Source organism: Candidatus Paceibacterota bacterium (assembly GCA_035438625.1).
Classification (GTDB): Bacteria; Patescibacteriota; Minisyncoccia; order Phycocordibacterales; family DAORIS01; genus DAORIS01.
This window is the reverse complement of sequence record DAORIS010000002.1, coordinates 19,952-42,502: the sequence shown is the minus strand read 5'-3', so window position 1 is coordinate 42,502 and position 22,551 is coordinate 19,952. Positions and strand designations below refer to the sequence as shown.

Genomic DNA, 22,551 nt, shown 5'->3' with positions numbered 1-22,551 from the left:
ATGAAAAAGCCACAACTGGATCAAACAGTTAAATTCATGAAGTTTTTGCATGCGTTTCAGTTGGTTGAGCGCATCATGCACGTACCAAATGTAGAAAGAAATGAGAATGATGCTGAGCATAGCTATTCTCTTGCAATGCTCGCGTGGTACCTGATTGATAGTTTGGATTTGAAACTGGATAAGCAAAAGGTATTTGAATACTGTCTCACGCATGATTTGGTGGAAATTTATGCCGGAGACACATATTTTCTTGATGAAAAAGCAAAAGAAACAAAAGCAGTAAGAGAAAAAGAGGCACAATTACAGATTGAAAGAGAATTCCCAGAGTTTGTAAGTTTGCACCCAACAATTACAAAGTACGAGTTACAACAGGATCCTGAAAGTATATTTGTGCACTCCTTAGATAAATTAGCTCCAGTACTAACCAATTTCATTATGGAAGGGAGAACATGGAAAGCAGTGGGTGTGGCATTCAAAGACTTGCTTGAAAACAAGCGGAATAAGATACAAGAAGGTAGTGAAGTGATGGATTTATTTGAGCAAATAATTGTTATTATTGAAAAAGATCCATTGAAATATTTCCCTAAGTAATTTTTATGAAATCACCACTATTCTATATTGATCGATTTTTAAACGGTATTGCGATGTATCGCTTAACGATGTACGCAGTTTTTGCAATCGCAGCAATTGCAATTCTCCTTGGTTTTTTCGGGGTGCTTTCGTATAGCGGACCAACATTGGTACTTTCAGCAACAATTGTGATTGTTACGTGTTGTGTGGCGAATTTCTTGTTCTCGAAAATCGTGGGTGCTGTTATGAATAGTGAGTCTGCGTTCATTACTGGTGGAATTTTGTTTCTGATTATCTCTCCAATGTCGTCTGGTAGAGACGCAATTGCACTTGTTCTTGCTGGGGTTATCGCAATGGCTTCGAAGTATGTGTTTGCCTGGAAAAAGAGACATATTTTTAACCCCGCAGCGTTTGCAGCTTTTGTACTCGGGTTTACACCGTTTGCTGCAGCAACATGGTGGGTTGGAAGCATATACCTACTTCCAGTTGCAATCGTAGTTGGATTTCTTGTGGTCCGAAAGATACGACGATTTTCATTGGTACTCTCATGTATTCTCGCATCAGTTGGGGTGGCTTCTATATACGCGATAACAATTAATTTTTCTGTACCTGATTACTTGTCACAATTGTATGCTTCGTGGCCATTAATCTTCATGGCTACAATTATGCTTACTGAGCCATTTACAACTCCTCCACAGAGAAATCAGCGAATTGCATACGGTGCTCTTGTGGGTGCGTTAAGTAGCTGGCCACTGGCACTTAACCTAGGGCTATTTACAATTTACGGAACGCCAGAGTTTGCATTACTTGTAGGAAATGTATTTTCATACTTCTTTAACCTCAAGCGTCGACTAATACTCACACTCAACAATGCAAAAGAGATTGCAAAAGATACCCGACAGTTTTCTTTCGCGAGTATCAGTGGACCAATTAGCTACAAAGCAGGTCAATATTTAGAGTGGACACTTCCTCACGAAGGAACTGATATGCGAGGAATGCGCAGATACTTTACAATCGCATCATCACCAACAGAGGGCGATATTAAACTCGGTGTAAAGTTTGCACCGCAATCAAGTTCGTTTAAGCAAAATCTCAGAGCTTTAGAAGAAGGAAAGACAATACTTGCAGGGCAGTTGGCAGGAGACTTTATTCTCCCAAAAGATGCAAATAAAAAATTAGTATTTATTGCAGGAGGAATTGGCATCACTCCTTTTCGAAGTATGATCAAATACATACTCGATACAGATGAGAAACGAGATGTCGTTCTCTTTTACAGCAACAAAACATATGCAGAAATTGCATACAAAGATCTACTTACCGAAGCTGCACAAAGAATAAATCTCCGATCGGTTTATTTAGTAAATGAGAAGGAGGGAGTGCCTGGAGGATTTCCAGTTGAGGTTGAGTTTATTACTCCTGACATGATTAAGAATAAAGTACCGGATTATGCAGAGCGGGTATTTTATCTCTCGGGACCTGATGCAATGGTCACATCGTATAAAAAGCTACTTCGTGGAATGGGTGTACCGCGCAAGAATATTAAGACTGATTACTTCCCGGGATTTGCATGATCGAACCTGTAAAAAATCCAAATACTCCACACATATTTTCATACCAGTCGATGGGAACAAGCTGGGAGATTTCCATTTGGGATGAAATTTCTGAGTCAGCGGTGACAGAACTCAAAGATGAAATTGTTCTTCGATCAAATACGTTTGATCAGACATATTCTCGTTTTAAGAAGGATTCATTTGTGTGGGAGATCGCCGGAAAGATCGGTATTTTTGAAGTTGAAAGAGAATTTATGGAAATGCTCGAGGTGTATAAAAAATTGTACGAACCAAGTGGTAGAAAAATTAACCCACTAGTTGGGTATGCAATCAGCGATTTTGGGTACGATGCTGACTACTCCCTTGAAAGGAAAGATGAGATCCGAATAGTGCCTGATTTAACTGAGTCAGTGCGTATGGTTGATTCTACCCACATAGAGATAGTACAGCCTTCCTTGTTCGATTTTGGGGCTTTAGGCAAGGGATATTTCGTCGATCAGATCTCACTGTTTCTTAAAGAAAGGGGTATTAAACGCTTCTTGGTGAATGGAAGTGGGGATATATATTATGAAGGTGACGGTCATCTACTTCGCTGTGGCATGGAACACCCAACTGACCCAACACAAGTTATTGGAGTCATTGAAATTACCCAAGGATCGGTGTGTGCTTCAGCAATTAACAGAAGAGCCTGGAAAGGAGTTCATCATGTCGTTGATCCACATACCCTAACGTCACCAAGTGAAATCGCTGCTGTCTGGACGGTTGCTCAAACAGCACGATTAGCTGATGGTTTGGCAACATGCTTGTTTTTCGTTTCTCCTGAAGAGTTAGCACTAGCATTACCAAATGATCCCTTTGAATGTTGCATAGTCAATTCAAAAGGACAAGTAAAAAAATCTCCGGGATTTACCGGAGAAATTTTCACTGCGTAGAGAGAGTGTATTAGGCTCGAATTGCTTCTGCCTTGATCTTATCAAGCGCATCCATGAAGCCCTTTGGTGTGAGAGATGAACCATTTACAACACTAAGAGATACTTCGTCGATTGACTTACCAACAACGAGTGACGAGAATCCTTCTGCAAACTTTCCTTGCATTGTCACACTTCCTGGGTTTTCAGCTTTTCCTTCAAACTTCACGTCTGTAATGACATCGTTTGTGAGGGTAACTGTTACCCCAACTTCTTCGGCTCCAGCAGGAGAGACGTACTGTCCTGTAGCTCCGTATGTACCATCTTCGTATTTTCGCTTATCTGCTACTGGCTGAGACTCATTGACCGGGCCCATTTCATCATTTCTTCCAACTGCCCACGCTGCGGCTGATGCAATAACAACTGCAATAGCAACAACAATTCCAACTATCTTAGGTGTATTGTTTTTCATTATTATGCATTTTACCTTGCTTGCCTATCTTTTTCCAGGAGTATAATTACTACGGGAGTACAGTATAGTATCGCATCAAACATTGAGCCTTTATAAAATAAATAACGGCATATGAATCCAACAATCGGTTATTTCAGAAATATCGGTGATGTTATGCTTACCTCTGTCCAAGAGGTTGCGTACCAGTTCATCGTATATGTCCCACAGGTGGTGGGAGCAATCATTGTCGTCATACTTGGCGTCCTGATCGCGTCTCTCATCGGAAGTATTGTGCGGAAAATTGTTAAGGCGACAAAAGTAGACGACCTCATTGGTCGCTCTGGTATTAATGAAAAGTTACACGCGGGATCAAAGTATGTACTCCTTTCAGGGGCATTAGGTGAAATCGCAAAGTGGCTCATTATTATTGCAACGCTCATGGCAGCATCAGATATCTTGAATCTGCCACAGATTACAGCCTTCTTGAGCAGGATATTGTTCTACATCCCTCAAGTATTCGTAGCGGTAGTTATACTGACAATCGGACTTGTTGCATCTAGTTTCGCTTCGAGGATTGTTGAAAGTTCTCTCCAGGCGTCACAGGTCAACACAAAGAATCGTAAGCGTTTAGCTTCAATTGCAAAGTATGCAATCATTGCCTTCTCAGTGATGGCAGCACTCTTGCAACTTGGTATTGCTCCTGAGCTTATCCAGATCCTTACAGCAGGTATAGTGCTTGCACTGGCCCTTGCATTTGGTCTAGGTGGTAAGGAAGAAGCAGCACGATTCCTCCATGGTCTTCGAGAAGAAAACTAATACGTTTCTCGTAAACAAAAACACCTCCAATTGGAGGTGTTTTTGTTTACTGTGTTTCTTCTGTTGATTCCGAGTGAGTACTCTCAGGTGAATTCTTGTGGTGTTCGTGGTGTTTGACCCACATGAAAATGTCTTCCACTGCTTTGATTGCATCACCTACTGCAATGTTGTTTTGTTGAAATAGTGCGTCAGTACAGTCACCGGCAGCCCAGATACCAGCTCTTGATGTGCGTTGGTTGCGCGCGTTAATAGTTATGCGGTTATACTCATCGCGCTTTACAATGTCAGCTGCAAGATCTGTGTTCGGTACTGATCCAATCTCTACAAACACTCCTTTAACAGGTATTTCTTTTTTAATATCAGTCTTTACGTCTTTGACGATAGCGCTTTCTACAAATGATGTTCCTTTTACTTCAACAATTTCTGCGTTCTTAATGATTCGAATATTTGGGTGCGACAGTACCTTTTCAACTGTAATTGCATCAGCCCTAAATGTTTCACTACGGTGCACGATAGTTACTGTTGTTGCATATGAAAGAAGCTGCATTGCTGTTTCGAATGCTGCGTTACCTCCACCAATTACCATCAGATCCATTCCAGCAAATAGTGGTCCGTCACATGATGCGCAATATACGATTCCTTTGTTTTCAAAACGGTCTGAGCCTGGAACGGTAATTTTTCTTCGTGAGCTACCAGTAACAATGAGTACCGCGTGAGTCTCAAGAGTTTTTCCTTCTTGTGTAGTTACGACAAAAGCCCCGCGTTTACGGGTGACATATGTTGCTTTGTCTTTCTCAATAATCTCAAGCCACTCACCCTCGTACGCTTTTGCATGCGCTTGGAGTTGTTTTGAAAGTTCTGCTCCTGATATTTCTGGAGTACCAATCCAGTTTTCAATTTTCTCTGAGACTGTGCTCTGACCCTCAAAATGTGGAGTTACAAGTGCAGTGCGTAATCGTTTTCGAGCAGCATAAACTGCCGCACCTACGCCAGCAGGTCCACCACCAATGATCACTAGATCAAGCGTCATGAAAAGAATTTAATATTATTTAACTTTCGAACGGCGAAGGAAAGCAGGAATTGCGCCCCAGTCATCATCCTCGTCATCTTCAATACGAGGCTTTTTCTCTTCGATTTTTTCTACAGGCTTTTCAATGCGAGAAGAAGCTGAAGGAAATGGTTGTGATGCAGCGTTGCTAGCTTGTGAAGGTGATTGATTGTTGAAAATTGAATTAAAGATACGGCCTTTGTTTCGGTCATCAGAATCATCGGGAGCAGGCATTCCAGCGTTTGTATTTATTGCTGCGTTTGTTGCGCTAGAGAAGAGTGTCTTTCGTGGTGTTGAATCAGGAAATCCTGATGCAATAACAGTAACCTTGATTTCGTTTTTCTTGAGTTTTGTATCAAATACAGTTCCGAAGATCACCTTGGCATTTGGATCAACTGATTCAGTGATTACCTTGGCAGCATCTTGGATCTCAAACATAGTAAGGTCATCACCGCCAGCGATAGAGAAGAGTACGCCCTTTGCTCCGTGGATAGAAAGGTCGATAAGAGGAGAGTTGATTGCCGCTCGTGCAGCTTCTTCAGCACGCTTTTCACCAGTTGCTGTTCCAACACCCATAAGTGCTGATCCTGCGTTTTCAAGTATGGCTCGGATATCAGCGAAGTCAACGTTAATGAATCCTGGAGTTGTAATCAAGTCTGAAATACCTTCAACAGCTTGTTTTAGGACTTCATCACAAAGTGCGAATCCATTCTTGGCAGTTGTATCTTTTCCAATGACGGCGAGAATCTTGTCGTTAGGAATAACAACAAGCGCATCAACTGCGTGCCGTAGTTCTTCAAGACCGAGGTCAGCGTTACGCATACGCTGTTGTCCTTCAAATGTGAATGGTTTTGTAACGACGCTAATAGTGAGTGCGCCCATTTCTTTTGCGAGACGTGCAACTACTGGACCAGCACCAGTAAATGTTCCACCTCCAACTCCACCAGCAACGAAGACCATGTCTGCGCCTTTGATAGTTTCACGAATTTCTTCCTGAGTTTCTTCTGCTGCTCGCTTTCCAACCTCAGGATTCATTCCAGCACCAAGACCCTTTGTCACATTCTTTCCAATATGGATTTTTTTAGTAGCAAGAGAATTATGAAGATCTTGAGCGTCTGTATTAACTGCAATGAAATCAACTCCTTTAACTTTGGAGTTAATCATGTGGTTAAGGGCGTTCTTTCCGGATCCTCCAACGCCAAGCACTTTGATTCGTGCAAATGCTTCAACTTCTGGTTTTACTTGTGGCATATCGTGACTAGATTAATGCGTTGACTATACCATAGAGGATAGCTAAATGACAGCCAACAATATTGACTTTTTTTTAGTTTATTTCGAAGTTTTATGGCAAAAATTGTCTAATCCACTCAATGAATCCTTTTCGAATTGGTTCAAATACTCGCATACCAAGCGATTCAGCTGATTCATGGTTAATTCCAAAGAGACAAAGGCCATATGCAACTGACCAAAATGAATCTTGAACTGTTTTTTCGTTTTTGATATTTATACTCTTTGCAGTACGTGCAGGAAGTTTAAGGGTGGCTCTTGCGATGTCTTCAATTGAGGTAACTCCAGAACTTCCACCAGTGAGAACTACTCCAGCGGGAAGAAGTCCGCTTTTCCCAATCTTTTTTAAATGCGCTTCGATAAGCTCAAAAATATCTGTGAGACGTGCAGCAATGATGTCATCGAGTTTTTTCTTTGGAAAATTATGTTCTTTCTTTCCACGTTTAATACTCTCAGCTTCGTCAATCGGAATACGCATGCCAAGTGCAATATCGTGAGTTATATCAATGCCACCAATTGGAAACACTTCAAGTGAAATTGGTACGCTATTTTCAAAGACAACAATAGAAGCTGTCTCAGCGCCGATATTTGCAAGGACGCAGCCAGCAATTTTCTGAGCTTTTGTAAGTGTGACTAAGCTTGCTGCAAGTGGGGACGCCATGACATCTTCAACTTCAAGTCCGGCGTTATTCAATGCTTCAACGAGATCGTTCAAATGTTGATCGACGCAAGATACAAAGAGTACACGTGCTTCGAGTTTTGCTCCTTTTAATCCTTGTGGACGACTGAGGATTACTTTTCCGTCTACTTTGTATGAGATGGGAATAGTATGGAGGATGCGCTTGTTAATCGTGTGGTGAGAGGGAAGGGTCTCTTCGCATACCTTAAGAACCTTTTCAACATCAAGGTCTGTGATTTCACCGTCAGCACGAGAAATCATAATGCTTCCTTGGTGCACTAGTGATGTAAGGCCAACACCACCAATACCCAAAAATGCTTTCTTTATTTCAACGTCAGCATGTTTTTGTATTTGAGCGATCGCCTCTCTAATACCATGAGTAATTTCCTGGACATTAACGATGTATCCATGACGGAGTCCACGTGATTCACTAAATCCTGTGCCAATGATTCGAGGCACATGTCGGCCATCTTCCACACTGCGCTCACACGCCATCACCTTAATTTGGTGAGTTCCTATATCAATTCCGCAAGCGACGATTTTGGACATTACTTTTAATAAAACGTCGTAATAGTTGACGCTCTTTGCGTTCCATTATACTGCCGTGGTCCAAACCATCCAAGTGAAGCAAACTGTGGATGAATAAAAAGGCAACAAAATCTTCGTACGACATTCCGTACTTGTGCGCTTGTCGCTCTGCTTGATTTAAATTTATGAAAATTTCTCCGCTACCATCATTATCAAAAGGAAAACTTAATGTGTTTGGAACATATGATTTTCCACGATGTTCAACATTTAATGCTTTTGCACGAACATCACCAACAAACGCTAAAGATACCTCGGGCTTCGCACCGACAGCTGCAATTTTTATTTCCTCATACGGCAACGATGGAGTTTCGCGCCGTGTAGTATTTACCCATGAAAGATTCATGGAGTAGGGGATTATTGTCTTCCGTACGTTCGCTCTTGGACCTTTCCAAGTTTGATCAATCGAAGTGTATCAGCTCGGCGAGAAATTCGCTTCAAAGCGTGCTTCTTTCGAACGTATGTTGATGGGTCGCGTTCAGCGTAACGAATAGACTTTACGCGGTTTACGACACCAGCACTCTGCATTTTTCGGGTAAAGCGCTTAAGCGTGCTAAGTCCGCTTTCATTTGCTCCCTTTTTAATTTCTACGTGAATCATATTGTAATGAAATACAAGCCTATCATAGAGGCCTATCTTGCGCAATAATTTACAGCTCCTTGATGTATTTAACGATATCGTTCTGTGGTATGGCCTTTTCTGAGCGGTTAACGGTATTTCGAACGATAATGTTCTTTTCAACGAATTCCTTTTGCCCAATGAGGAGGATGTACTCAACTTTTAGTTGTTCAGCGTTCATCATTTGAGAGCCAAGTTTGTCCTTAAGAAGACCGTGGAGAGCCTGGATACCAGCATCTTCAAGTTCCATAAGGAGAGAAAGAGTGCGTTTTCGTGCATCAGGTCCAACGTGGATGATGTAAAGCGGTGGGTGGTTTCGGTTTGTTGAAGGTTTTTTTGCAAGAAGCTTTGTTGGAACAGTTAGGCTTGCTCCTACAGCAGGGAGGTCGCGTTTGCTCTGCATCAATTTTCCTAGAGCTGAATATCGAGTGAGTGAAGCGGTGATGACATTTTTCTTATTATCCTCTGCCTCTAGTTTCGCGAGAAGTCCGTTTTCATATTCAAATGCAGGAAGCAGTGAGTTATCAATTTCATACATGCAATCAGTAGACTCCATGAATTCCAGAACTTCTTTAAAGTACTCTCTGCTTGATTCAGAGAGGAAGTTGATGCTTTGAGGGGCTTCCGCAACAAGTTTTTCCATTGATACTGGAGGGTTTGCAAGGAGAAGAAGCGGAGATTGTTTTAATGCCTCACGTGCTGGAGCAGTGAGCTCAGACATGTTCTTTTTAAAGTAGTTACCAACGTCGCGTACAAATTTTGTGTACGCGTCTTTCTCACCTGTGCAATTGAGTTTCCATGTGCATGTCTCAACATTAAGACGCTTGAGAGTTGAACTGATTGCACCAATCATAAGTGCTTCAGCTACTCCACGTTGGATACCGATAATATCAATATGGAATGTTGTTGTTTTCTTTACAGTATTTTCAGAAACAGTATATGAAAGCAGTGGTTGTGCACCTTGTACTCCGTGAGTTTCGGCGTGTCGAATAGCAGCTATTCTATGGAGATTACGAGTCTGTGCCTCTGTTTTTGAAATTGTGCCAATTGGGATGATGCGTTGTGCAATCTGTTGGATGTCTTTTGATCCAGCAAAGTTCAGTTCAGTGAAACCGAAAAATTCTAGCGCTCGTGCGACAGGATTTTTGCTCTGAGGTTTGGTTGTTTTTTTGCCGCTTGAACGAGTGTTCTTGCCGCGTACGGAAGATTTTGACTGCATATATGTAATTTTGGTTTCTAGAAATTAATTCGAGTATCGTTCGCTCCCGGGGTAGATATCAAGTTTCGAAAATGGATATACACTTACGAATGGCTTTCCAATGATGTTATCTTTTGGGAGCACTCCCCAGATACGTGAGTCAGAACTCACTGGTCGGTTATCTCCCAGGACAAAGTATTCACCTTCGCCAAGGGTTGCCTTTTGCTCTACCTCACGTAGGTCTTTATTTACGATATATTCTTCGGGAAGTGTAAATGCTTTGCCTTCAACAGGGGTGATGACTACTACACCATTTGTCATAGATACTGTCTCACCTGGAAGGCCAATGATGCGCTTAATGTAGTACGTAGAAGGCTCCTTTGGGTACTTAAATACGATCACATCACCACGCTTGGGATCTGATAGTTTGTATGACAGTTGGTCAACAATCATGTACTCGTGCTCTACAAATGTAGGTTCCATTGATTGACCACTAACCACAAACGGTTGTGCAATGAACATTCGAACAATAGCAACGAGGATAATTGCGAAAATAGCGCTCTTTATAAGCTCAAAAAGCCAATTCGTGGTCTTTTCCATGGCGCAATTGTACCACAGATTTTACCCAAATACAAGCTACCTAAAATAGGGTACTTATCCACTCTTTTTACCGATTTAGCTGTACAATACCGCCATGCCATATATTGTTGCCGCGCTTGGAAACCCAGACGATCCATATAAGCTAACTCGCCATAACGCAGGACGAATCGTACTTGATGCGATCGTTAAAGAGGAAGGGGGTGAATGGAAGAGTGATTCTATGTCAGATAGCCTTATCTCAAAGGTTTCAATTACCACTCCCGAGTCCGCTGGATCAAAGAAAAAATCTACTCCCATCCTTGCTGTGAAGCCTGAGACGTTTATGAACAAGTCAGGAAGTGCAATTAAGAAATATGTAAAAACAAAAGCTGAAGCTGAAAAGCTTGTTGTGCTTCATGACGATCTTGATTTGGGTATTGGAACGATAAAACTCTCCTTTGATCGTGGTGCGGGAGGTCACAATGGCGTTGCTTCAATTGTCTCTGCAATTAAAACGGAAGCGTTTACTCGTATTCGCATTGGAATTTCTCCGGTAGGAGCGAAAGGAGTTAAAAAACCAGTTGGAGCGGAAAGGGTTGAGAAACATATCCTTAAAGATTTTTCTGCTGATGAACTTACGGCATTAAAAAAGGTTGGAAAAAAGATCCACGAAGCGCTCGGAACACTCCTTGCTGAAGGAAGGGAGGTTGCGATGAATAAGTTTAATTAAATATAAAAAATAAACCCCAACTTTTCAGTTGGGGGTCCCCATTTAATGTGGGTTGGAATAAAACAGTTTACACGTCATCGGATTTGTGGAAGTCGACATTCGTGGACAAAGAGACTTGTGCCCCAGGGTTTGTACACTAAACGTCGAAAGTACGAAACATCCATTCGCGACCAGAACAATTCTTCCAGCTGTTGTTGCCGGTGCTCGTTGCTGTGGTTATTCTGACCATTAAAGATGTACGTTGGGGCAAATGAGCCGACGTACAATCTCTGAATTGGCCGCTTGTCTACGAATGGCAGTGTGGGCTTGATCATCTCAGTGACAGTGCGTACAAGTTTTTCTGGATCGCAAGGACCAGGAAGCGTGTTTGGGTAGAGCGTTTCACAGATTTCACCTCCGTGAACCTCCGAACTATCGCTACACCAGCCTGGACCACCGCGAATCTCGAAATCGCCATGTGGCAACGGTTCACAACTTCTCCCAATTAAAGGGATCATGTCGAGCCAAGTGTCTCGTTCATCGAAGCTTAATCCTTGGGGCGCCATCTTCAAGATTGCCTCGTAAGGCTTATACTGCACCCAGAAGGTAACTTCCCAATGGCCAATGACCTTGTTAAGACCCTTGACGTTTCCGTATTGGCGCTCCCAGGTATCGTTCGTGTCGTTCTCGGTGTAATGGAGATGAACCAGGACACTCTTACCGATGATGTGAAAGAACAGGTTGGTTGATCGGGCGAAGGTCGCCGGAACGTGGTATGGCATCTGATAGCTGTTAATCTCCACATTGGAGACCAGCGCGTATCCTGCCTTGACCATGCCCGCGATAACCTTCTTGAAATAGCTCTGACCAACAGCTTTGCAGGTGAACTGCATGTGAGTCTCCTTTCGGGAGATAGGGGGGGTAAACGGATCCTCACTGAAACTCTGCAGTGTATTATATCATAAATTAAGTATATGTCAAGTATATACCAACAAACCTATATATGAATTAACCCAAACAAAAAACACGCATTGCTGCGTGTTTTTTGTTTGGGTTTTAATATGTTATTTAGCCTGTCCGTATGAGAGTGTCATCTTCTGTGACTTAGCGTCAAAAGATGTGATCTTGAACTGGTAACTTTTACCTAGTTCAAGTGCTGCTCGAAGTCCTGCGTCGTTTCCGAATTCAGAAACGTGTACAAGTCCAGCTACTCCTTCTTCAATAGAAGCAAGGGCACCATACTTGTTGAATTTAATGATTGTTCCTTCAACAACTGAGTCCTTCTTATACTTCTTTGCAGCGTCTTGCCATGGGTTCGGCTTGAGGGCTTTGATAGAAAGAGAAACCTTTCCATCCTTAACTTCAATAACTTTCACTTTAACTCGATCCCCAACTCGGTATAGCTGGCGAGGGTCTTCAACGAGTGACCAGTCGAGTTCTGAGATGTGAACAAGTCCTTCAAGTCCTTCTTCAACCTTTACGAATGCTCCGAAATCAACGATGCCTGTGATTTCACCATCAAGTGTGTCACCAACCTTGTATTTCTCAACAATCTTTTCCTTCTCCTTTTCACCACCAACCTTTTCGGAGAAGATAAGTTTGTTTTCGTTAGGAACGGCACTGATGATTGTTGCGATAAGGCGCTGACCAACAAGCTTCTTAAGTTCTTCGAGGATCTTGTCCTTGTCACCGTCAGCTACACGTGGGTAGTGTTCAGCCTTAAGTTGTGAGGCAGGAAGGAATCCTTGGATACCTTGCCATACGATGATAAGTCCACCTTTGTTTGCTTCTGTCGGAACAATTTCAAGAGGGCGCTTTTCTTTAACAGCTTCAAGTGCTTCACCCCAGACAATAGCTTGTTTAGCTTCCTTAAGTGAAAGCTCGTAATAACCATCTTTTTCATGGATATCGACGATCTTTGCGCTTACCTTGTCTCCGATAGGGAGTTTCTTGATGATGTCGCGGGCAGCGATATATTCGCGTCCGTAAATAATTCCAGTACCAAAAGGGAAGAGATCGACGTATACGGCGCTCTTTTCAATGTTGATAACAGGACCTTCAACCATATCTCCAATTTGTGGAGAAGCGGTAACCTTTTCAAGATAGGCTGCCATCATTCGGGTATCCTTTTTTACTTCGACTTTTGGGTCGACTGTTGTTGATTCGCTCATGTTGTTTGGCTGGGAGGCTCACTACACATCGTCAGAATGTAGGTCGTAGTGAGGATACTTCCAGAAGTTATAGACTTATTAAATAAAAAACCCTGTTTCCAGAGATTAGAACATAATATCTTGAAAAGTGGATTTTGTAAACAGGCCAGTGGACTGCTATAATCCGCGCATGATTCTTACGTACCAAGGAGGAGGTTGCTATAAAGCACAGCATGGACAGGTAGTTATTGCTGTTAATCCACCAAGCAAAGACTCGAAGCGATTTAAAATATCAAAGTTCGGAGCAGATGTGGTCCTTTCATCACTTAAACACCCTGATTGGAATGGTGTTGAACAGGCTACCCACGGCTCAACGGTTCCGTTTGAGATCTCAGGACCCGGTGAATATGAGTATAAGGAGATATTCATTCGAGGACTTCCATCGTACTCATCATATGACTCTGGAAAGGAAGCAAAAAAACGTATTAACACCATTTATTCATTTACACTCGATGGTATTAATATTTGTATCCTCGGTGCGTTATCAGACAAAGAGCTTCCAGCTGAGACAAACGAAGCAATTGAAGAAGTTGATCTGTTGATTGTTCCAGTGGACAGCGCAGGAGCTGACGCACTATCTCCAAAGGATGCATATTCTCTTGCGGTTGCACTCGAAGCCAAAGCAATCGTACCGTGTGCACTTGGAGAAAAGGGGTCACTTGAAGCGTTCCTTAAAGAGGCTGGAGCAAAAGATCCACAAAAGACAGACAAACTCACAATCAAGAAAAAGGATCTAGAGGGAAAAGAGAGTCAGGTTATCGTTATCTCGCAATCATAACTGTATAATACGTACATATGAGTATCATCCATCGTTTGAGACAGCGTCCAGATCATCATAAGCATGCCATCGGTCTTGTGGTGTCGTTTTTCGTGACCGCGCTTATTTTAGGTGTGTGGCTTACGGTCCGTCCATTCACAAGTGATACAGATAACGCGGTAATTGTCATTGACCAGGATGGAAATAGAGTAGACAATGCGAATTTGTCAGTCGTTCAAAGTGATGTCGCTGCCGGAATTGGTGCGTTTGCAACCGGCACACGATCACGATAGTAGTTATATAGCTCCCGTATGAAAAAAAATCAGAACGATACACCAAAAGAAGAATATAAAAGACCAGAAGGAGAACGAGGGGTAGTTTCTCGAAGTATTACGCAAGAAATGCGTGACTCATACCTCGACTATGCGATGTCGGTTATCACCGCGCGTGCACTTCCTGATGTTCGCGATGGATTAAAGCCAGTACACCGCCGTATTCTTTTTTCTATGCACGAAAAGGGACTGACTGCGACAGCAAAGTTCCGTAAGTCAGCAACAGTAGTTGGAGATGTGCTTGGTAACTACCACCCGCACGGAGATGCTGCTGTCTATGACTCAATGGTTAAGATGGCACAGCCATTCTCATTTAGATATCCTCTTGTACTTGGACAAGGTAACTTCGGTTCTATCGACGGTGATCCGCCAGCTGCATATAGGTATACCGAGGCAAAAATGAGCCGTCTTTCTGCTGAAATACTTCGAGATATTGAAAAAGAAACTGTTGACTGGAAGCCAAACTTCGATGCAACGAAGCGTGAGCCGTCCCTTATGCCAACTGCAGTTCCAAACCTGCTACTCAATGGAACTCTTGGTATTGCTGTGGGAATGGCAACAAACATTCCTCCACACAACCTCACCGAGGTTATTGATGCGACACAACATTTGATTGATAACGACGACGCATCAACTGAAGATTTGTTGCAATTTATTAAAGGCCCTGATTTTCCAACAGGAGGTATTGCCTTTAGTGCAAACGATATCAAGCATGCATCAAGTACTGGAAAAGGTGGTGTCGTTGTTCGTGGTGAAGCTGAAATTATTGAAACAAAGTCTGGATCATTCCAGATTGTCATCACTTCGATCCCATACCGTGTGAACAAGTCAGACCTCATTGAAAACATCGCAAACCATGTTCGAGATAAAAAGCTCGAAGGAATTAAAGAAATGCGAGATGAATCAACGTCTGACATTCGCGTTGTGATCGAACTTAAGGGCTCTGCAAATCCACAAGCGGTTCTCAACTATTTATACAAACACACACAGCTCGAAGAAACATTCCACTACAACCTCGTAGCGCTTGTTCACGGTGTTCCACAGACACTTTCAATCAAGACAGTACTTCAAGAGTTCATCACGCACCGTGAAATTGTAGTTCGACGTCGCACAGAATTTGATCTTCGAAAAGCTGAAGAACGAGAACATATTCTATTGGGTCTCAAGAAAGCTCTGGATCATATAGATGCAATCATCAAGTTAATTCGTGCATCAAAAGACGTGCCGGCTGCGCACGCTGCGCTCATGAAGGAGTTTAAGTTTTCAGAGAGACAAGCAACAGCAATTCTTGAAATGCGTCTCCAGAAACTTGCTGGTCTTGAGCGAAAGAAAATCGAAGAAGAACTCGCTGAGGTACAGGCACTCATCAGAGCACTTAAGGAACTTCTTTCAAGCAACAAGAAGATTCGTCAGGTTATCTCAAAGGAACTCGCGGAGATTAAAGAAAAATTCGGTGATGAGCGTCGTACAAAAATCATCAAGGGTGAAGCAAAACAATTGTCACTCGAAGATTTGGTACCTGATCAAGAAACTATCCTTGTGCTTACATCAGGTGGATACGTAAAGCGAACTGCTCCAGAAGAATATCGAAAGCAGAAGCGTGGAGGTGTTGGGGTGGTTGATCTTGATACAAAGGAAGAAGACTTTGTCACACACTTCCTAACAGCCTCAACACATAACGACGTACTCTTCTTCACAAACCGTGGAAAGGCATACCAAATCAAGATGTACGAATTCCCAGAAGGGCGCCGTGCAACAAAGGGTAAGTCGATCATGAACTACATTTCACTTGAACAAGGTGAAAAAGTTACATCGGTCCTAGCTATGCCAAAGGAACTCAAAAAGAGCGACCTTTCTCTCATGCTCATTACCAAAAACGGTACTGGAAAGAAAACTGAAGCTGAAGCATTTCACGATGTGCGAAGAAACGGCATCATCGCAATCAAGCTTGTTTCAGGAGATGAACTCATCTCAGCTGTTTTTGTTGAGAAGGGAGATACTGTCTCTGTTGTTACCGAAGGTGGCCAATCAATTCGTTTTGACGAAGATGATATCCGAGAAATGGGACGCGCAGCTGCTGGGGTGCGTGCGATGAGTGTGGATAAGGATGATGCAGTTATTGCAGCTGACGTCATTAAGAAGGATGCAAAGAATGTTGAGATCCTTGTGGTTACACAAAATGGATACGGAAAAAAGACAGCTGCCAAGGAATACAAGGTACAAGGCCGTGGAGGATCAGGTATCAAGACTGCTGACGTTACATCAAAGACTGGAAAGATCATTAACGCAAAAGTTATCTCTGATCCTGATGCAGAACTTGTTGCAATGTCTAAGAAGAGTCAGGTGATTCGAGTGGACAGCACTGAAATTCCGTCTCTTGGAAGACAGACTCAAGGTGTTCGCATTATGAAACTGCGCGATGGGGATGCGCTTGCTGCTGCGGTCGTGCTTTAATTAGGGCATGTCAATAGAACAGTCTCAATCTACTCGTGCATTTGCTCACCCTGAAACAATAGTTTCAAATTTACCAATCCAAGTCGGTACTATTGTCGCTGACCTTGGTGCTGGCACGGGCGTGTTTACTGTTCCACTTGCTCGAATAGTAGGTGATCGAGGAAAGGTGTATGCGGTTGAAATTCAAAAAGAGCTTGTCGGGACACTTCAGCAAAACGCAAACAAGTCAGGGAGAAGAAACATTGAAGTCATTTGGGGTGATCTCGAACGACACGGAGGTACGAAATTAAAAGACGCATCATGTGATATTGCCTTTCTTTCAAACACACTGTTTCTTATCGATGACAAACAGGCACTGTTTAAAGAAATTTCAAGGATACTCAAGCCTCATGGACAGTTAATACTCATGGAGTGGAAGGATTCATTTGGCGGACTTGGTCCAGCTCCACAGCATATGGTTTCCGAAGAAGTGGCAAAAACATTAATTGCTGGAGCTGGCTTTAGTTATAGCCGGTCGTTTGAAGCTGGTAGTCACCACTATGGTATTATTTTTACGAAATAGAACATAATCAATGGGAAATTTATTAGGAATTAGTAGGTTTAAATTATTCTTTTATATTGGTTGTGGTGCAGTACTTGTGCTTGCAGTCATCTTTCTTGCGCTCGGTGGGCAAGGTGGTGGTAACGAAACAAATGATGTTAGGGTTTCTGTGTGGGGAACCGTTGATGAGAACACCATTTCTCGGATGAATAATAATGAGGGAGGTAAGCCAAACTATTTTGCAAATGTTGGCTACACCCAAGTATCAGAAGATACTTTATACAACACCCTTCTTGAAGCTGTTGCTACAGGAAAGTCACCTGATGCTTTGATTGTGCCGTATGAAATGCTGTATTCACTTCGTGGAAAAACTATTCCTATTCCTTTTGCTAACTTCCCAGAACGTCAGTTTAGAGACACATTCTTTCCTGGTGCTGAGCAACTTGTAACAGTAAACGGTATCGAGGGAATTCCTCTTTTTATAGATCCGTTAGTAATGTATTACAACCGATCGATTCTTGATCAAGCACTTATTCCTGCTCCGCCACAGCGTTGGTCTGAATTTTATGCACTCTCACGATCGTTAACAGAAAAGGTGAACTCACTAACTGTCACACAAAGCACCGTACCATTTGGAGAGGCAAATAATGTGTTTAATTTTAAATACATCCTCTCTTCGTTGTTTACACAACTTGGATTTCCAGTAGGTAAGTATGCGGCTACTGAAGATAAGATTGGTATAAAAAGTAACGAAAGCCCGGCGGCTTCAGCGCTTAATTTTTATCTTGAATTTTCAAATCCTTCAAAGGATGTGTATACATGGAACCGTTCGCTTCCTGAAAGCAAAGACATGTTTGTTTCTGGAGACTTGGTATTTTATTTCGGTTTAGCGTCTGAGTATAAAGATATTCAGAGCAAGAATCCAAACTTAGATTTTGATGTAGCATTTGTCCCACAGACAGATAATGCACAATTCAATGCTACATATGGAAAGATGTACGTATTAGTCATTCCACGAAGTTCAGGGCACCCTGCAGAAGCCTTAGCAGCTGGGTTGACCTGGTCAGGAGCCACCGCTTCAGCAGGTCGTGCGGCTGACAAAATGTTTTCATATCAACCAGTTCGACGAGACATTCTCTCAGTTAGTCCAACAGACGCACTTGGTCCAGTATTTTATTCTTCGGCATATTATTCACGTGACTGGTTGGATCCAAACCCACGACAATCATCGATTATTCTTACAGATATGATTTCTGATATTACATCTGGAAGGTACACGGTGTCAGCGTCAATCAGCCGAGCAGGAGATAGGATTGATAACCTCTACGGAAATTAATTTACATCATATGAAAAAGTTTCTTACGTCTTTTGTCTCAACAATAGTACTCACTGTTTTAATCGGAGCATCACTTGCGGTTCCTGTAAGTGCTAACCCACAACCGACTAATCCAAATCCACCTAACCCACAACCAACTAGCCCGGGTGGTTTTGATATTGTGTTTACAAATCCCCTCAAAGCAGATTCTCTACAGTGTTTGGTATATGACATATTTCGAATTGCAATTAATCTCCTTGCAGTTGTGGCAGGTCTCTTTATTATCTATTCTGGTTTTAAATTTGTATCAGCACAAGGAAATCCAGAAAAACTCAAAGCGGCACGCAAGACCTTCTTAAACACAATTATTGGTACTGCTATTATTCTTGGATCATGGGTGATTGTTCAGTTTGCAATCAACACTATTAATCAGTTTATGGATCGTGATGTTATTACTATCAACAACACGTGTGAAAATTAAAGTAACTATATCCAGATAATGAAAAAAATAATGTCCAAAATTAAATATGTGTCCGCACTGTTACTTGCAATAGTAATGTTTGTTGGACTATCAAGTGTTGTATTTGCAAATCCACAACCAACTAATCCAAACCCGACAAACCCTCAACCCACAAATCCCGGCAACTTCTCCTTCCAAGACGGAACGCTTACTGACCTTCTTTATGCAATAATCGGACTCTTTAATCCAATTATTATCCTCCTTGCGGGTATTTGTGTTGTGGTTTTTATGTGGGGAGTTATCAAATATATCAACGCCTCTGGTGATCCAAAAAGATTAAAAGAGGGATCGTGGTATTTGTTGTTTGGAATTATTGCCTTTGTGGTTATTGTTGGACTGTGGGGAATAGTAAAAACTGTAACTAGTTTGCTTGGTCTAGAATTTGCGGGACCCCAATTTAAAACATCTCGGTCCGGAACTGGTTCAACTCAGACTGCAACTCAAAGTGGAAGCTTTGGAAATGCACAGTTCTCAACACAGTCAGTTCAATCTGGAAGACAGGTATCAGGATCAACCGGCTATGGAACAACTCAAACTACATCTGGTACAACAGTGTCTGGCTCATCTGGTGCTGGAACCACTCAAACCTCTGGAAGTACCCAAACAAATACTGGAACACAAGGTAGTGGCTCAACTGTAAATAGTGGCGGTCCAACAAATTCTAATGGTCAAACAGGAGGTGGAACAACAAACACAACGGGTAACTAGCACACAAGGATATCCACATGGCTATTGATGAAATAGCCATTTTATGGCTACAATGATAGGAGGGCTTTAATAGTAATTAAGTAAAAATGAAAAAATTAGTAAATCTTCCAGTATTCGCGACACTTATGCTCGTGGGTTTTGGAGCTGCAGGGATTGTAGAAGCCAATCAACAGCAGTTAGGAAATGTTCAGAATCTTGTAAGAAACCTTACAGCTATCGCTAACACCGTTATTGGTTTGCTAGCAGTAGTTGCAATCATCGTTTTCATCTGGGGCATCATCAAGTACGTTCTTGCTGAGGGTGATGCAGAAAAGCGAGCAGATGCACGTGGTTTCATGATCTACGGAGTTGTTGGTATCGCAGTACTCGTAGGTATCTGGGCACTCGTAAACTTCTTGCTTAACTTCTTTGGTTTGAACGGAGCACAGACAGTGAATCTTCCAACAATTGGACAGACAAACGTTGTAGGAAACTAATAGGGTAGTAGAAAATCAAAATAAGCTATTATGACACCAACGGAATTATTGTATCGGGTCATTGATCTGTACATTAATCCGTTTATCATAATCTTGTTTGGATTAGCAGTTTTGTACTTTATCTGGGGAGTCTACAAATACTGGATTGGTTCTGAAGGTGATGAAAATCGCAGACAGGGAGCAAGACATATTTTGTGGAGTATTATCGGGATAGTTATCATGATCGGCGTATTCGCCATTATGGGATTCATCTCAAATACGCTTAAGATTCCTGAAGATCAAAGACCACAAACACTGACTATCTAACAAGAAATTGGTTTAAGAAAAACACCGGGCAACCGGTGTTTTTCTTTGTATAAAAAAAGCCGCGCGTTGGTACGTGCGGCCTTGTAAGAACATGTTGGATAGGAATAAACGTGCTGCTTTCTTATGTCCCTACAGTCATTTTACTGGCTGTAGATACCGAAATTGCAGCTTAAGGTTAACGGGATCAGTTGGCATGGTGGTTAGTGTGGGCGGCTTTCCGTCAGGATAGCGCACACGTACATACTTATATGCCGTAGGTCTGCCTCTGATCCACAGTTGAGCGTTGATTTCATCATTGTTCAACGATGGATTTAGACGAACCAGATTTACGTTACCTTGATGATCGGTCATTTCTGCCTCGAGGTCACACGCAGCCAAGTATTCAACATACGAGTACTTACGTTTGATCTCATAACTCCTTGACCAACCACCATCAGCTGGAAGAAACAAGTCGTCTGACTCTGCTTCTAGAAAGTTCGCCGGAACCATAATTCGTGGGGTTTTAACCGCATCGAAGAATTTTCCGACAGCTTTTCCTGTGCTTATGACGGTACTGGAAGGTATTTGTGTGCCAGTTTTCGGATTTGGCGGTTCAACACTTGGTTTTAGTACCGTAGCTACACTATCTCCCCCAATACCTTCAAGGTACTTGTTGAATTTGATCAAGGTCGGGATGACAAGGATTAGAGCAGCAATCGTTAAGAGTGCTGTAATAATCGATTTCTTATTTGCCATCATCTTTTTGTACGTGTGGGTCTCGGTTATGTTTGTCACAACGAAACTCCTTCTTGTTAGTTGACATCGTCCGGGTCTTCACTCGGGTTTTTATCTGAGTTGCTCGGTTGGTGCATTCCTGGCATCACGAATGGACTTCCACCTTTTCCACCCTTTGAATTGATGGTAAAGAGGTTTTCCACACCAAGCATCTGCGCAACCAAAATCAAGCGTTCTTGCAGTATGCCTGCCTTTTCTGGATCAGTGGACATTATGTACCACTCATATTCCCAACCACCTTCATGTTTGGTGCTTGTCAAACCCAGGAGTTCGGCTGTTTGGTATTTAACATCTGCAATACTTGCTCGATTGGTTTGGATCTTTTGTCGTGTGACAGGAAGGTCCAGGTCATAAATCGAATATGATTCGATAATGACACCCAAATCAACCATTGTACTGTAGTAGCTATTACGAAGTTGTAGTAGGGTGGTTTTTAAACCTGCCTTTATGGACTCCTTCGTCATGCCTCTTTCGTATTGTCGATCAGCAGGATCGACCTGAAGTCGATCAATCATTCGGGTGAGTTGATCGGTCTCTGTTTGAGTTGTCCTTTCTGGTGATTCTGAGGGTCTTTTCCCGGTTTCAATCATTCGCTGTGTAGGTCTGAAACACCACATTACCATCTCTGATATAAGTGCAAGGTTTTGACTTGCATCAATGTCAGAAAGATGGGCGAGGATTCCCGCGTTACAACTCTGAGCATTTCGGCTCAAAGTTGCTTTGATGCCTTCCAATTTGTTTTGGAAAAATGCTGTTGCATTTTTCACAAACGCTCTGAAAGACATTTCCCATGCAAGATATACAGTTGAACCTCTGACTTTGACACTGTTTTTCTTTCCTTGAGTACTTCCGTACTTGTAGTCGAGAGTAATGGTGTCTATGTCAGCAATATTTTTTGGTTCAATGATGTCGAATGGACTCTTGAAGGTGTGTCCACCAGCATGAGCAGTTTGGATGATCCTTGATCTATCAGCGTCAACTGGTAGTAAGGTTGCAAGTGTGTTTGTTGTCTGAATCATAGTGTCACTATCATTCATAACAACAAAATGCTCGTACAACCACACATACACAGCAAGAGCGCCAAAGAATGCACATACAACACATGCGAATGTGCGCATGTCTGTTAGCCAACCAAGAAACCGTCCAACGGAAAGCTGGAT

Annotated in this window: 27 protein-coding genes; 15 read left to right on the top strand and 12 right to left on the bottom strand. The window is 42.4% G+C overall.

Going from position 1 to position 22,551, the window contains the following annotated elements:
- From PLF31_01030 to PLF31_01020, 3 genes are read left to right on the top strand one after another with little or no spacing between them, the layout of a single operon-like run.
- Positions 1-591: an HD domain-containing protein gene (locus PLF31_01030; GenBank protein ID HRH26042.1), complete on the top strand. Its 591-nt coding sequence runs from the start codon at positions 1-3 to the stop codon at positions 589-591.
- A 5-nt stretch (positions 592-596) separates the two neighbouring features.
- Positions 597-2,141 carry an FAD-binding oxidoreductase gene (locus tag PLF31_01025; protein ID HRH26041.1) on the top strand — a complete coding sequence of 515 codons (1,545 nt, stop codon included), beginning with the start codon at positions 597-599 and terminating at the stop codon, positions 2,139-2,141.
- A complete protein-coding gene (locus PLF31_01020) occupies positions 2,138-3,052 on the top strand; it encodes an FAD:protein FMN transferase (protein ID HRH26040.1) in 915 nt (304 codons plus the stop codon). Before PLF31_01025 ends, PLF31_01020 begins: the two co-directional genes overlap by 4 nt.
- Before the next feature lie 10 nt (positions 3,053-3,062).
- Here the strand turns inward: PLF31_01020 and PLF31_01015 are convergent, their stop codons facing one another.
- Positions 3,063-3,500 (bottom strand): hypothetical protein, encoded by a 438-nt coding sequence (locus PLF31_01015; protein ID HRH26039.1) that lies wholly within the window; start codon positions 3,498-3,500, stop codon positions 3,063-3,065.
- 111 nt (positions 3,501-3,611) lie between these two features.
- Here PLF31_01015 and PLF31_01010 point away from each other — a divergent pair, with 111 nt between their 5' ends.
- Complete coding sequence (locus tag PLF31_01010) at positions 3,612-4,295, top strand: hypothetical protein (GenBank protein ID HRH26038.1); 684 nt, start codon at positions 3,612-3,614, stop codon at positions 4,293-4,295.
- A 46-nt stretch (positions 4,296-4,341) separates the two neighbouring features.
- Here PLF31_01010 and PLF31_01005 read toward each other — a convergent pair whose 3' ends face one another.
- The 7 genes from PLF31_01005 to lepB all read right to left on the bottom strand — a co-directional run bounded on the left by PLF31_01005 (position 4,342) and on the right by lepB (position 10,310).
- Complete coding sequence (locus PLF31_01005; GenBank protein ID HRH26037.1) at positions 4,342-5,325, bottom strand: FAD-dependent oxidoreductase; 984 nt, start codon at positions 5,323-5,325, stop codon at positions 4,342-4,344.
- Positions 5,326-5,340: 15 nt separating this feature from the next.
- Entirely contained in the window at positions 5,341-6,594 is a 1,254-nt protein-coding gene (gene ftsZ, locus PLF31_01000) for a cell division protein FtsZ (protein HRH26036.1), read from the bottom strand.
- A 91-nt stretch (positions 6,595-6,685) separates the two neighbouring features.
- Positions 6,686-7,858, bottom strand: a complete 1,173-nt coding sequence (gene ftsA, locus PLF31_00995; GenBank protein HRH26035.1) for a cell division protein FtsA — start codon at positions 7,856-7,858, stop codon at positions 6,686-6,688.
- Positions 7,830-8,240 carry an rRNA maturation RNase YbeY gene (gene ybeY / locus PLF31_00990; GenBank protein ID HRH26034.1) on the bottom strand — a complete coding sequence of 137 codons (411 nt, stop codon included), beginning with the start codon at positions 8,238-8,240 and terminating at the stop codon, positions 7,830-7,832. The genes ftsA and ybeY overlap by 29 nt, the downstream gene beginning before the upstream one ends.
- Before the next feature lie 11 nt (positions 8,241-8,251).
- The gene (locus PLF31_00985) at positions 8,252-8,494 is read right to left on the bottom strand and encodes a 30S ribosomal protein S21 (protein ID HRH26033.1); all 243 of its coding nucleotides are present in this window, start codon (positions 8,492-8,494) and stop codon (positions 8,252-8,254) included.
- A gap of 49 nt (positions 8,495-8,543) precedes the next feature.
- Positions 8,544-9,731, bottom strand: a complete 1,188-nt coding sequence (locus PLF31_00980; GenBank protein HRH26032.1) for a His/Gly/Thr/Pro-type tRNA ligase C-terminal domain-containing protein — start codon at positions 9,729-9,731, stop codon at positions 8,544-8,546.
- Between the two features lie 24 nt (positions 9,732-9,755).
- Positions 9,756-10,310 carry a signal peptidase I gene (lepB, locus tag PLF31_00975; GenBank protein HRH26031.1) on the bottom strand — a complete coding sequence of 185 codons (555 nt, stop codon included), beginning with the start codon at positions 10,308-10,310 and terminating at the stop codon, positions 9,756-9,758.
- A 94-nt stretch (positions 10,311-10,404) separates the two neighbouring features.
- Here lepB and pth point away from each other — a divergent pair, with 94 nt between their 5' ends.
- Positions 10,405-11,019 (top strand): aminoacyl-tRNA hydrolase, encoded by a 615-nt coding sequence (gene pth, locus PLF31_00970; GenBank protein HRH26030.1) that lies wholly within the window; start codon positions 10,405-10,407, stop codon positions 11,017-11,019.
- Positions 11,020-11,093: 74 nt separating this feature from the next.
- Here pth and PLF31_00965 read toward each other — a convergent pair whose 3' ends face one another.
- Positions 11,094-11,597: a hypothetical protein gene (locus tag PLF31_00965; GenBank protein HRH26029.1), complete on the bottom strand. Its 504-nt coding sequence runs from the start codon at positions 11,595-11,597 to the stop codon at positions 11,094-11,096.
- Between the two features lie 18 nt (positions 11,598-11,615).
- On the opposite strand from PLF31_00965, the gene PLF31_00960 reads away from it, so the two are divergent.
- Positions 11,616-11,747: a hypothetical protein gene (locus PLF31_00960; GenBank protein ID HRH26028.1), complete on the top strand. Its 132-nt coding sequence runs from the start codon at positions 11,616-11,618 to the stop codon at positions 11,745-11,747.
- A 315-nt stretch (positions 11,748-12,062) separates the two neighbouring features.
- Here the strand turns inward: PLF31_00960 and PLF31_00955 are convergent, their stop codons facing one another.
- Positions 12,063-13,169: a S1 RNA-binding domain-containing protein gene (locus PLF31_00955; GenBank protein HRH26027.1), complete on the bottom strand. Its 1,107-nt coding sequence runs from the start codon at positions 13,167-13,169 to the stop codon at positions 12,063-12,065.
- Between the two features lie 169 nt (positions 13,170-13,338).
- Here PLF31_00955 and PLF31_00950 point away from each other — a divergent pair, with 169 nt between their 5' ends.
- The 9 genes from PLF31_00950 (at position 13,339) to PLF31_00910 (ending at position 20,617) form a co-directional block, all read left to right on the top strand.
- Complete coding sequence (locus tag PLF31_00950) at positions 13,339-13,986, top strand: MBL fold metallo-hydrolase (protein HRH26026.1); 648 nt, start codon at positions 13,339-13,341, stop codon at positions 13,984-13,986.
- A 17-nt stretch (positions 13,987-14,003) separates the two neighbouring features.
- Entirely contained in the window at positions 14,004-14,258 is a 255-nt protein-coding gene (locus PLF31_00945; protein HRH26025.1) for a hypothetical protein, read from the top strand.
- Between the two features lie 18 nt (positions 14,259-14,276).
- Positions 14,277-16,751 carry a DNA gyrase subunit A gene (gene gyrA / locus PLF31_00940; protein HRH26024.1) on the top strand — a complete coding sequence of 825 codons (2,475 nt, stop codon included), beginning with the start codon at positions 14,277-14,279 and terminating at the stop codon, positions 16,749-16,751.
- Between the two features lie 7 nt (positions 16,752-16,758).
- Positions 16,759-17,313 (top strand): class I SAM-dependent methyltransferase, encoded by a 555-nt coding sequence (locus PLF31_00935; protein HRH26023.1) that lies wholly within the window; start codon positions 16,759-16,761, stop codon positions 17,311-17,313.
- 10 nt (positions 17,314-17,323) lie between these two features.
- Positions 17,324-18,628, top strand: a complete 1,305-nt coding sequence (locus PLF31_00930) for an extracellular solute-binding protein (GenBank protein ID HRH26022.1) — start codon at positions 17,324-17,326, stop codon at positions 18,626-18,628.
- Between the two features lie 10 nt (positions 18,629-18,638).
- Positions 18,639-19,088: a pilin gene (locus PLF31_00925; GenBank protein HRH26021.1), complete on the top strand. Its 450-nt coding sequence runs from the start codon at positions 18,639-18,641 to the stop codon at positions 19,086-19,088.
- Between the two features lie 18 nt (positions 19,089-19,106).
- Positions 19,107-19,835 (top strand): pilin, encoded by a 729-nt coding sequence (locus PLF31_00920; protein ID HRH26020.1) that lies wholly within the window; start codon positions 19,107-19,109, stop codon positions 19,833-19,835.
- Positions 19,836-19,921: 86 nt separating this feature from the next.
- The gene (locus PLF31_00915; GenBank protein HRH26019.1) at positions 19,922-20,311 is read left to right on the top strand and encodes a hypothetical protein; all 390 of its coding nucleotides are present in this window, start codon (positions 19,922-19,924) and stop codon (positions 20,309-20,311) included.
- Positions 20,312-20,341: 30 nt separating this feature from the next.
- Complete coding sequence (locus PLF31_00910; protein ID HRH26018.1) at positions 20,342-20,617, top strand: hypothetical protein; 276 nt, start codon at positions 20,342-20,344, stop codon at positions 20,615-20,617.
- Between the two features lie 135 nt (positions 20,618-20,752).
- Here PLF31_00910 and PLF31_00905 read toward each other — a convergent pair whose 3' ends face one another.
- A complete protein-coding gene (locus PLF31_00905; protein HRH26017.1) occupies positions 20,753-21,352 on the bottom strand; it encodes a hypothetical protein in 600 nt (199 codons plus the stop codon).
- 56 nt (positions 21,353-21,408) lie between these two features.
- Positions 21,409-22,509 (bottom strand): hypothetical protein, encoded by a 1,101-nt coding sequence (locus PLF31_00900; protein HRH26016.1) that lies wholly within the window; start codon positions 22,507-22,509, stop codon positions 21,409-21,411.
- Between the last annotated feature and the right edge of the window lie 42 nt (positions 22,510-22,551).

Bases quoted from the DNA above. Each gene is read 5' to 3' on its own strand.
- PLF31_01015 (HRH26039.1), bottom strand. From the start codon at position 3,500: ATGAAAAACAATACACCTAAGATAGTTGGAATTGTTGTTGCTATTGCA.
- ftsA (HRH26035.1), bottom strand. From the start codon at position 7,858: ATGTCCAAAATCGTCGCTTGCGGAATTGATATAGGAACTCACCAAATT.
- PLF31_00985 (HRH26033.1), bottom strand. From the start codon at position 8,494: ATGATTCACGTAGAAATTAAAAAGGGAGCAAATGAAAGCGGACTTAGC.
- PLF31_00930 (HRH26022.1), top strand. From the start codon at position 17,324: ATGGGAAATTTATTAGGAATTAGTAGGTTTAAATTATTCTTTTATATT.
- PLF31_00925 (HRH26021.1), top strand. From the start codon at position 18,639: ATGAAAAAGTTTCTTACGTCTTTTGTCTCAACAATAGTACTCACTGTT.
- PLF31_01020 (HRH26040.1), top strand. From the start codon at position 2,138: ATGATCGAACCTGTAAAAAATCCAAATACTCCACACATATTTTCATAC.
- PLF31_00910 (HRH26018.1), top strand. From the start codon at position 20,342: ATGACACCAACGGAATTATTGTATCGGGTCATTGATCTGTACATTAAT.
- PLF31_00955 (HRH26027.1), bottom strand. From the start codon at position 13,169: ATGAGCGAATCAACAACAGTCGACCCAAAAGTCGAAGTAAAAAAGGAT.
- PLF31_00945 (HRH26025.1), top strand. From the start codon at position 14,004: ATGAGTATCATCCATCGTTTGAGACAGCGTCCAGATCATCATAAGCAT.
- lepB (HRH26031.1), bottom strand. From the start codon at position 10,310: ATGGAAAAGACCACGAATTGGCTTTTTGAGCTTATAAAGAGCGCTATT.
- PLF31_01005 (HRH26037.1), bottom strand. From the start codon at position 5,325: ATGACGCTTGATCTAGTGATCATTGGTGGTGGACCTGCTGGCGTAGGT.
- gyrA (HRH26024.1), top strand. From the start codon at position 14,277: ATGAAAAAAAATCAGAACGATACACCAAAAGAAGAATATAAAAGACCA.
- PLF31_01010 (HRH26038.1), top strand. From the start codon at position 3,612: ATGAATCCAACAATCGGTTATTTCAGAAATATCGGTGATGTTATGCTT.
- PLF31_00960 (HRH26028.1), top strand. From the start codon at position 11,616: ATGGCCAATGACCTTGTTAAGACCCTTGACGTTTCCGTATTGGCGCTC.
- PLF31_01025 (HRH26041.1), top strand. From the start codon at position 597: ATGAAATCACCACTATTCTATATTGATCGATTTTTAAACGGTATTGCG.
- ftsZ (HRH26036.1), bottom strand. From the start codon at position 6,594: ATGCCACAAGTAAAACCAGAAGTTGAAGCATTTGCACGAATCAAAGTG.
- PLF31_01030 (HRH26042.1), top strand. From the start codon at position 1: ATGAAAAAGCCACAACTGGATCAAACAGTTAAATTCATGAAGTTTTTG.
- PLF31_00905 (HRH26017.1), bottom strand. From the start codon at position 21,352: ATGGCAAATAAGAAATCGATTATTACAGCACTCTTAACGATTGCTGCT.
- ybeY (HRH26034.1), bottom strand. From the start codon at position 8,240: ATGAATCTTTCATGGGTAAATACTACACGGCGCGAAACTCCATCGTTG.
- PLF31_00920 (HRH26020.1), top strand. From the start codon at position 19,107: ATGAAAAAAATAATGTCCAAAATTAAATATGTGTCCGCACTGTTACTT.
- PLF31_00900 (HRH26016.1), bottom strand. From the start codon at position 22,509: ATGCGCACATTCGCATGTGTTGTATGTGCATTCTTTGGCGCTCTTGCT.
- PLF31_00980 (HRH26032.1), bottom strand. From the start codon at position 9,731: ATGCAGTCAAAATCTTCCGTACGCGGCAAGAACACTCGTTCAAGCGGC.
- PLF31_00950 (HRH26026.1), top strand. From the start codon at position 13,339: ATGATTCTTACGTACCAAGGAGGAGGTTGCTATAAAGCACAGCATGGA.
- pth (HRH26030.1), top strand. From the start codon at position 10,405: ATGCCATATATTGTTGCCGCGCTTGGAAACCCAGACGATCCATATAAG.
- PLF31_00935 (HRH26023.1), top strand. From the start codon at position 16,759: ATGTCAATAGAACAGTCTCAATCTACTCGTGCATTTGCTCACCCTGAA.
- PLF31_00915 (HRH26019.1), top strand. From the start codon at position 19,922: ATGAAAAAATTAGTAAATCTTCCAGTATTCGCGACACTTATGCTCGTG.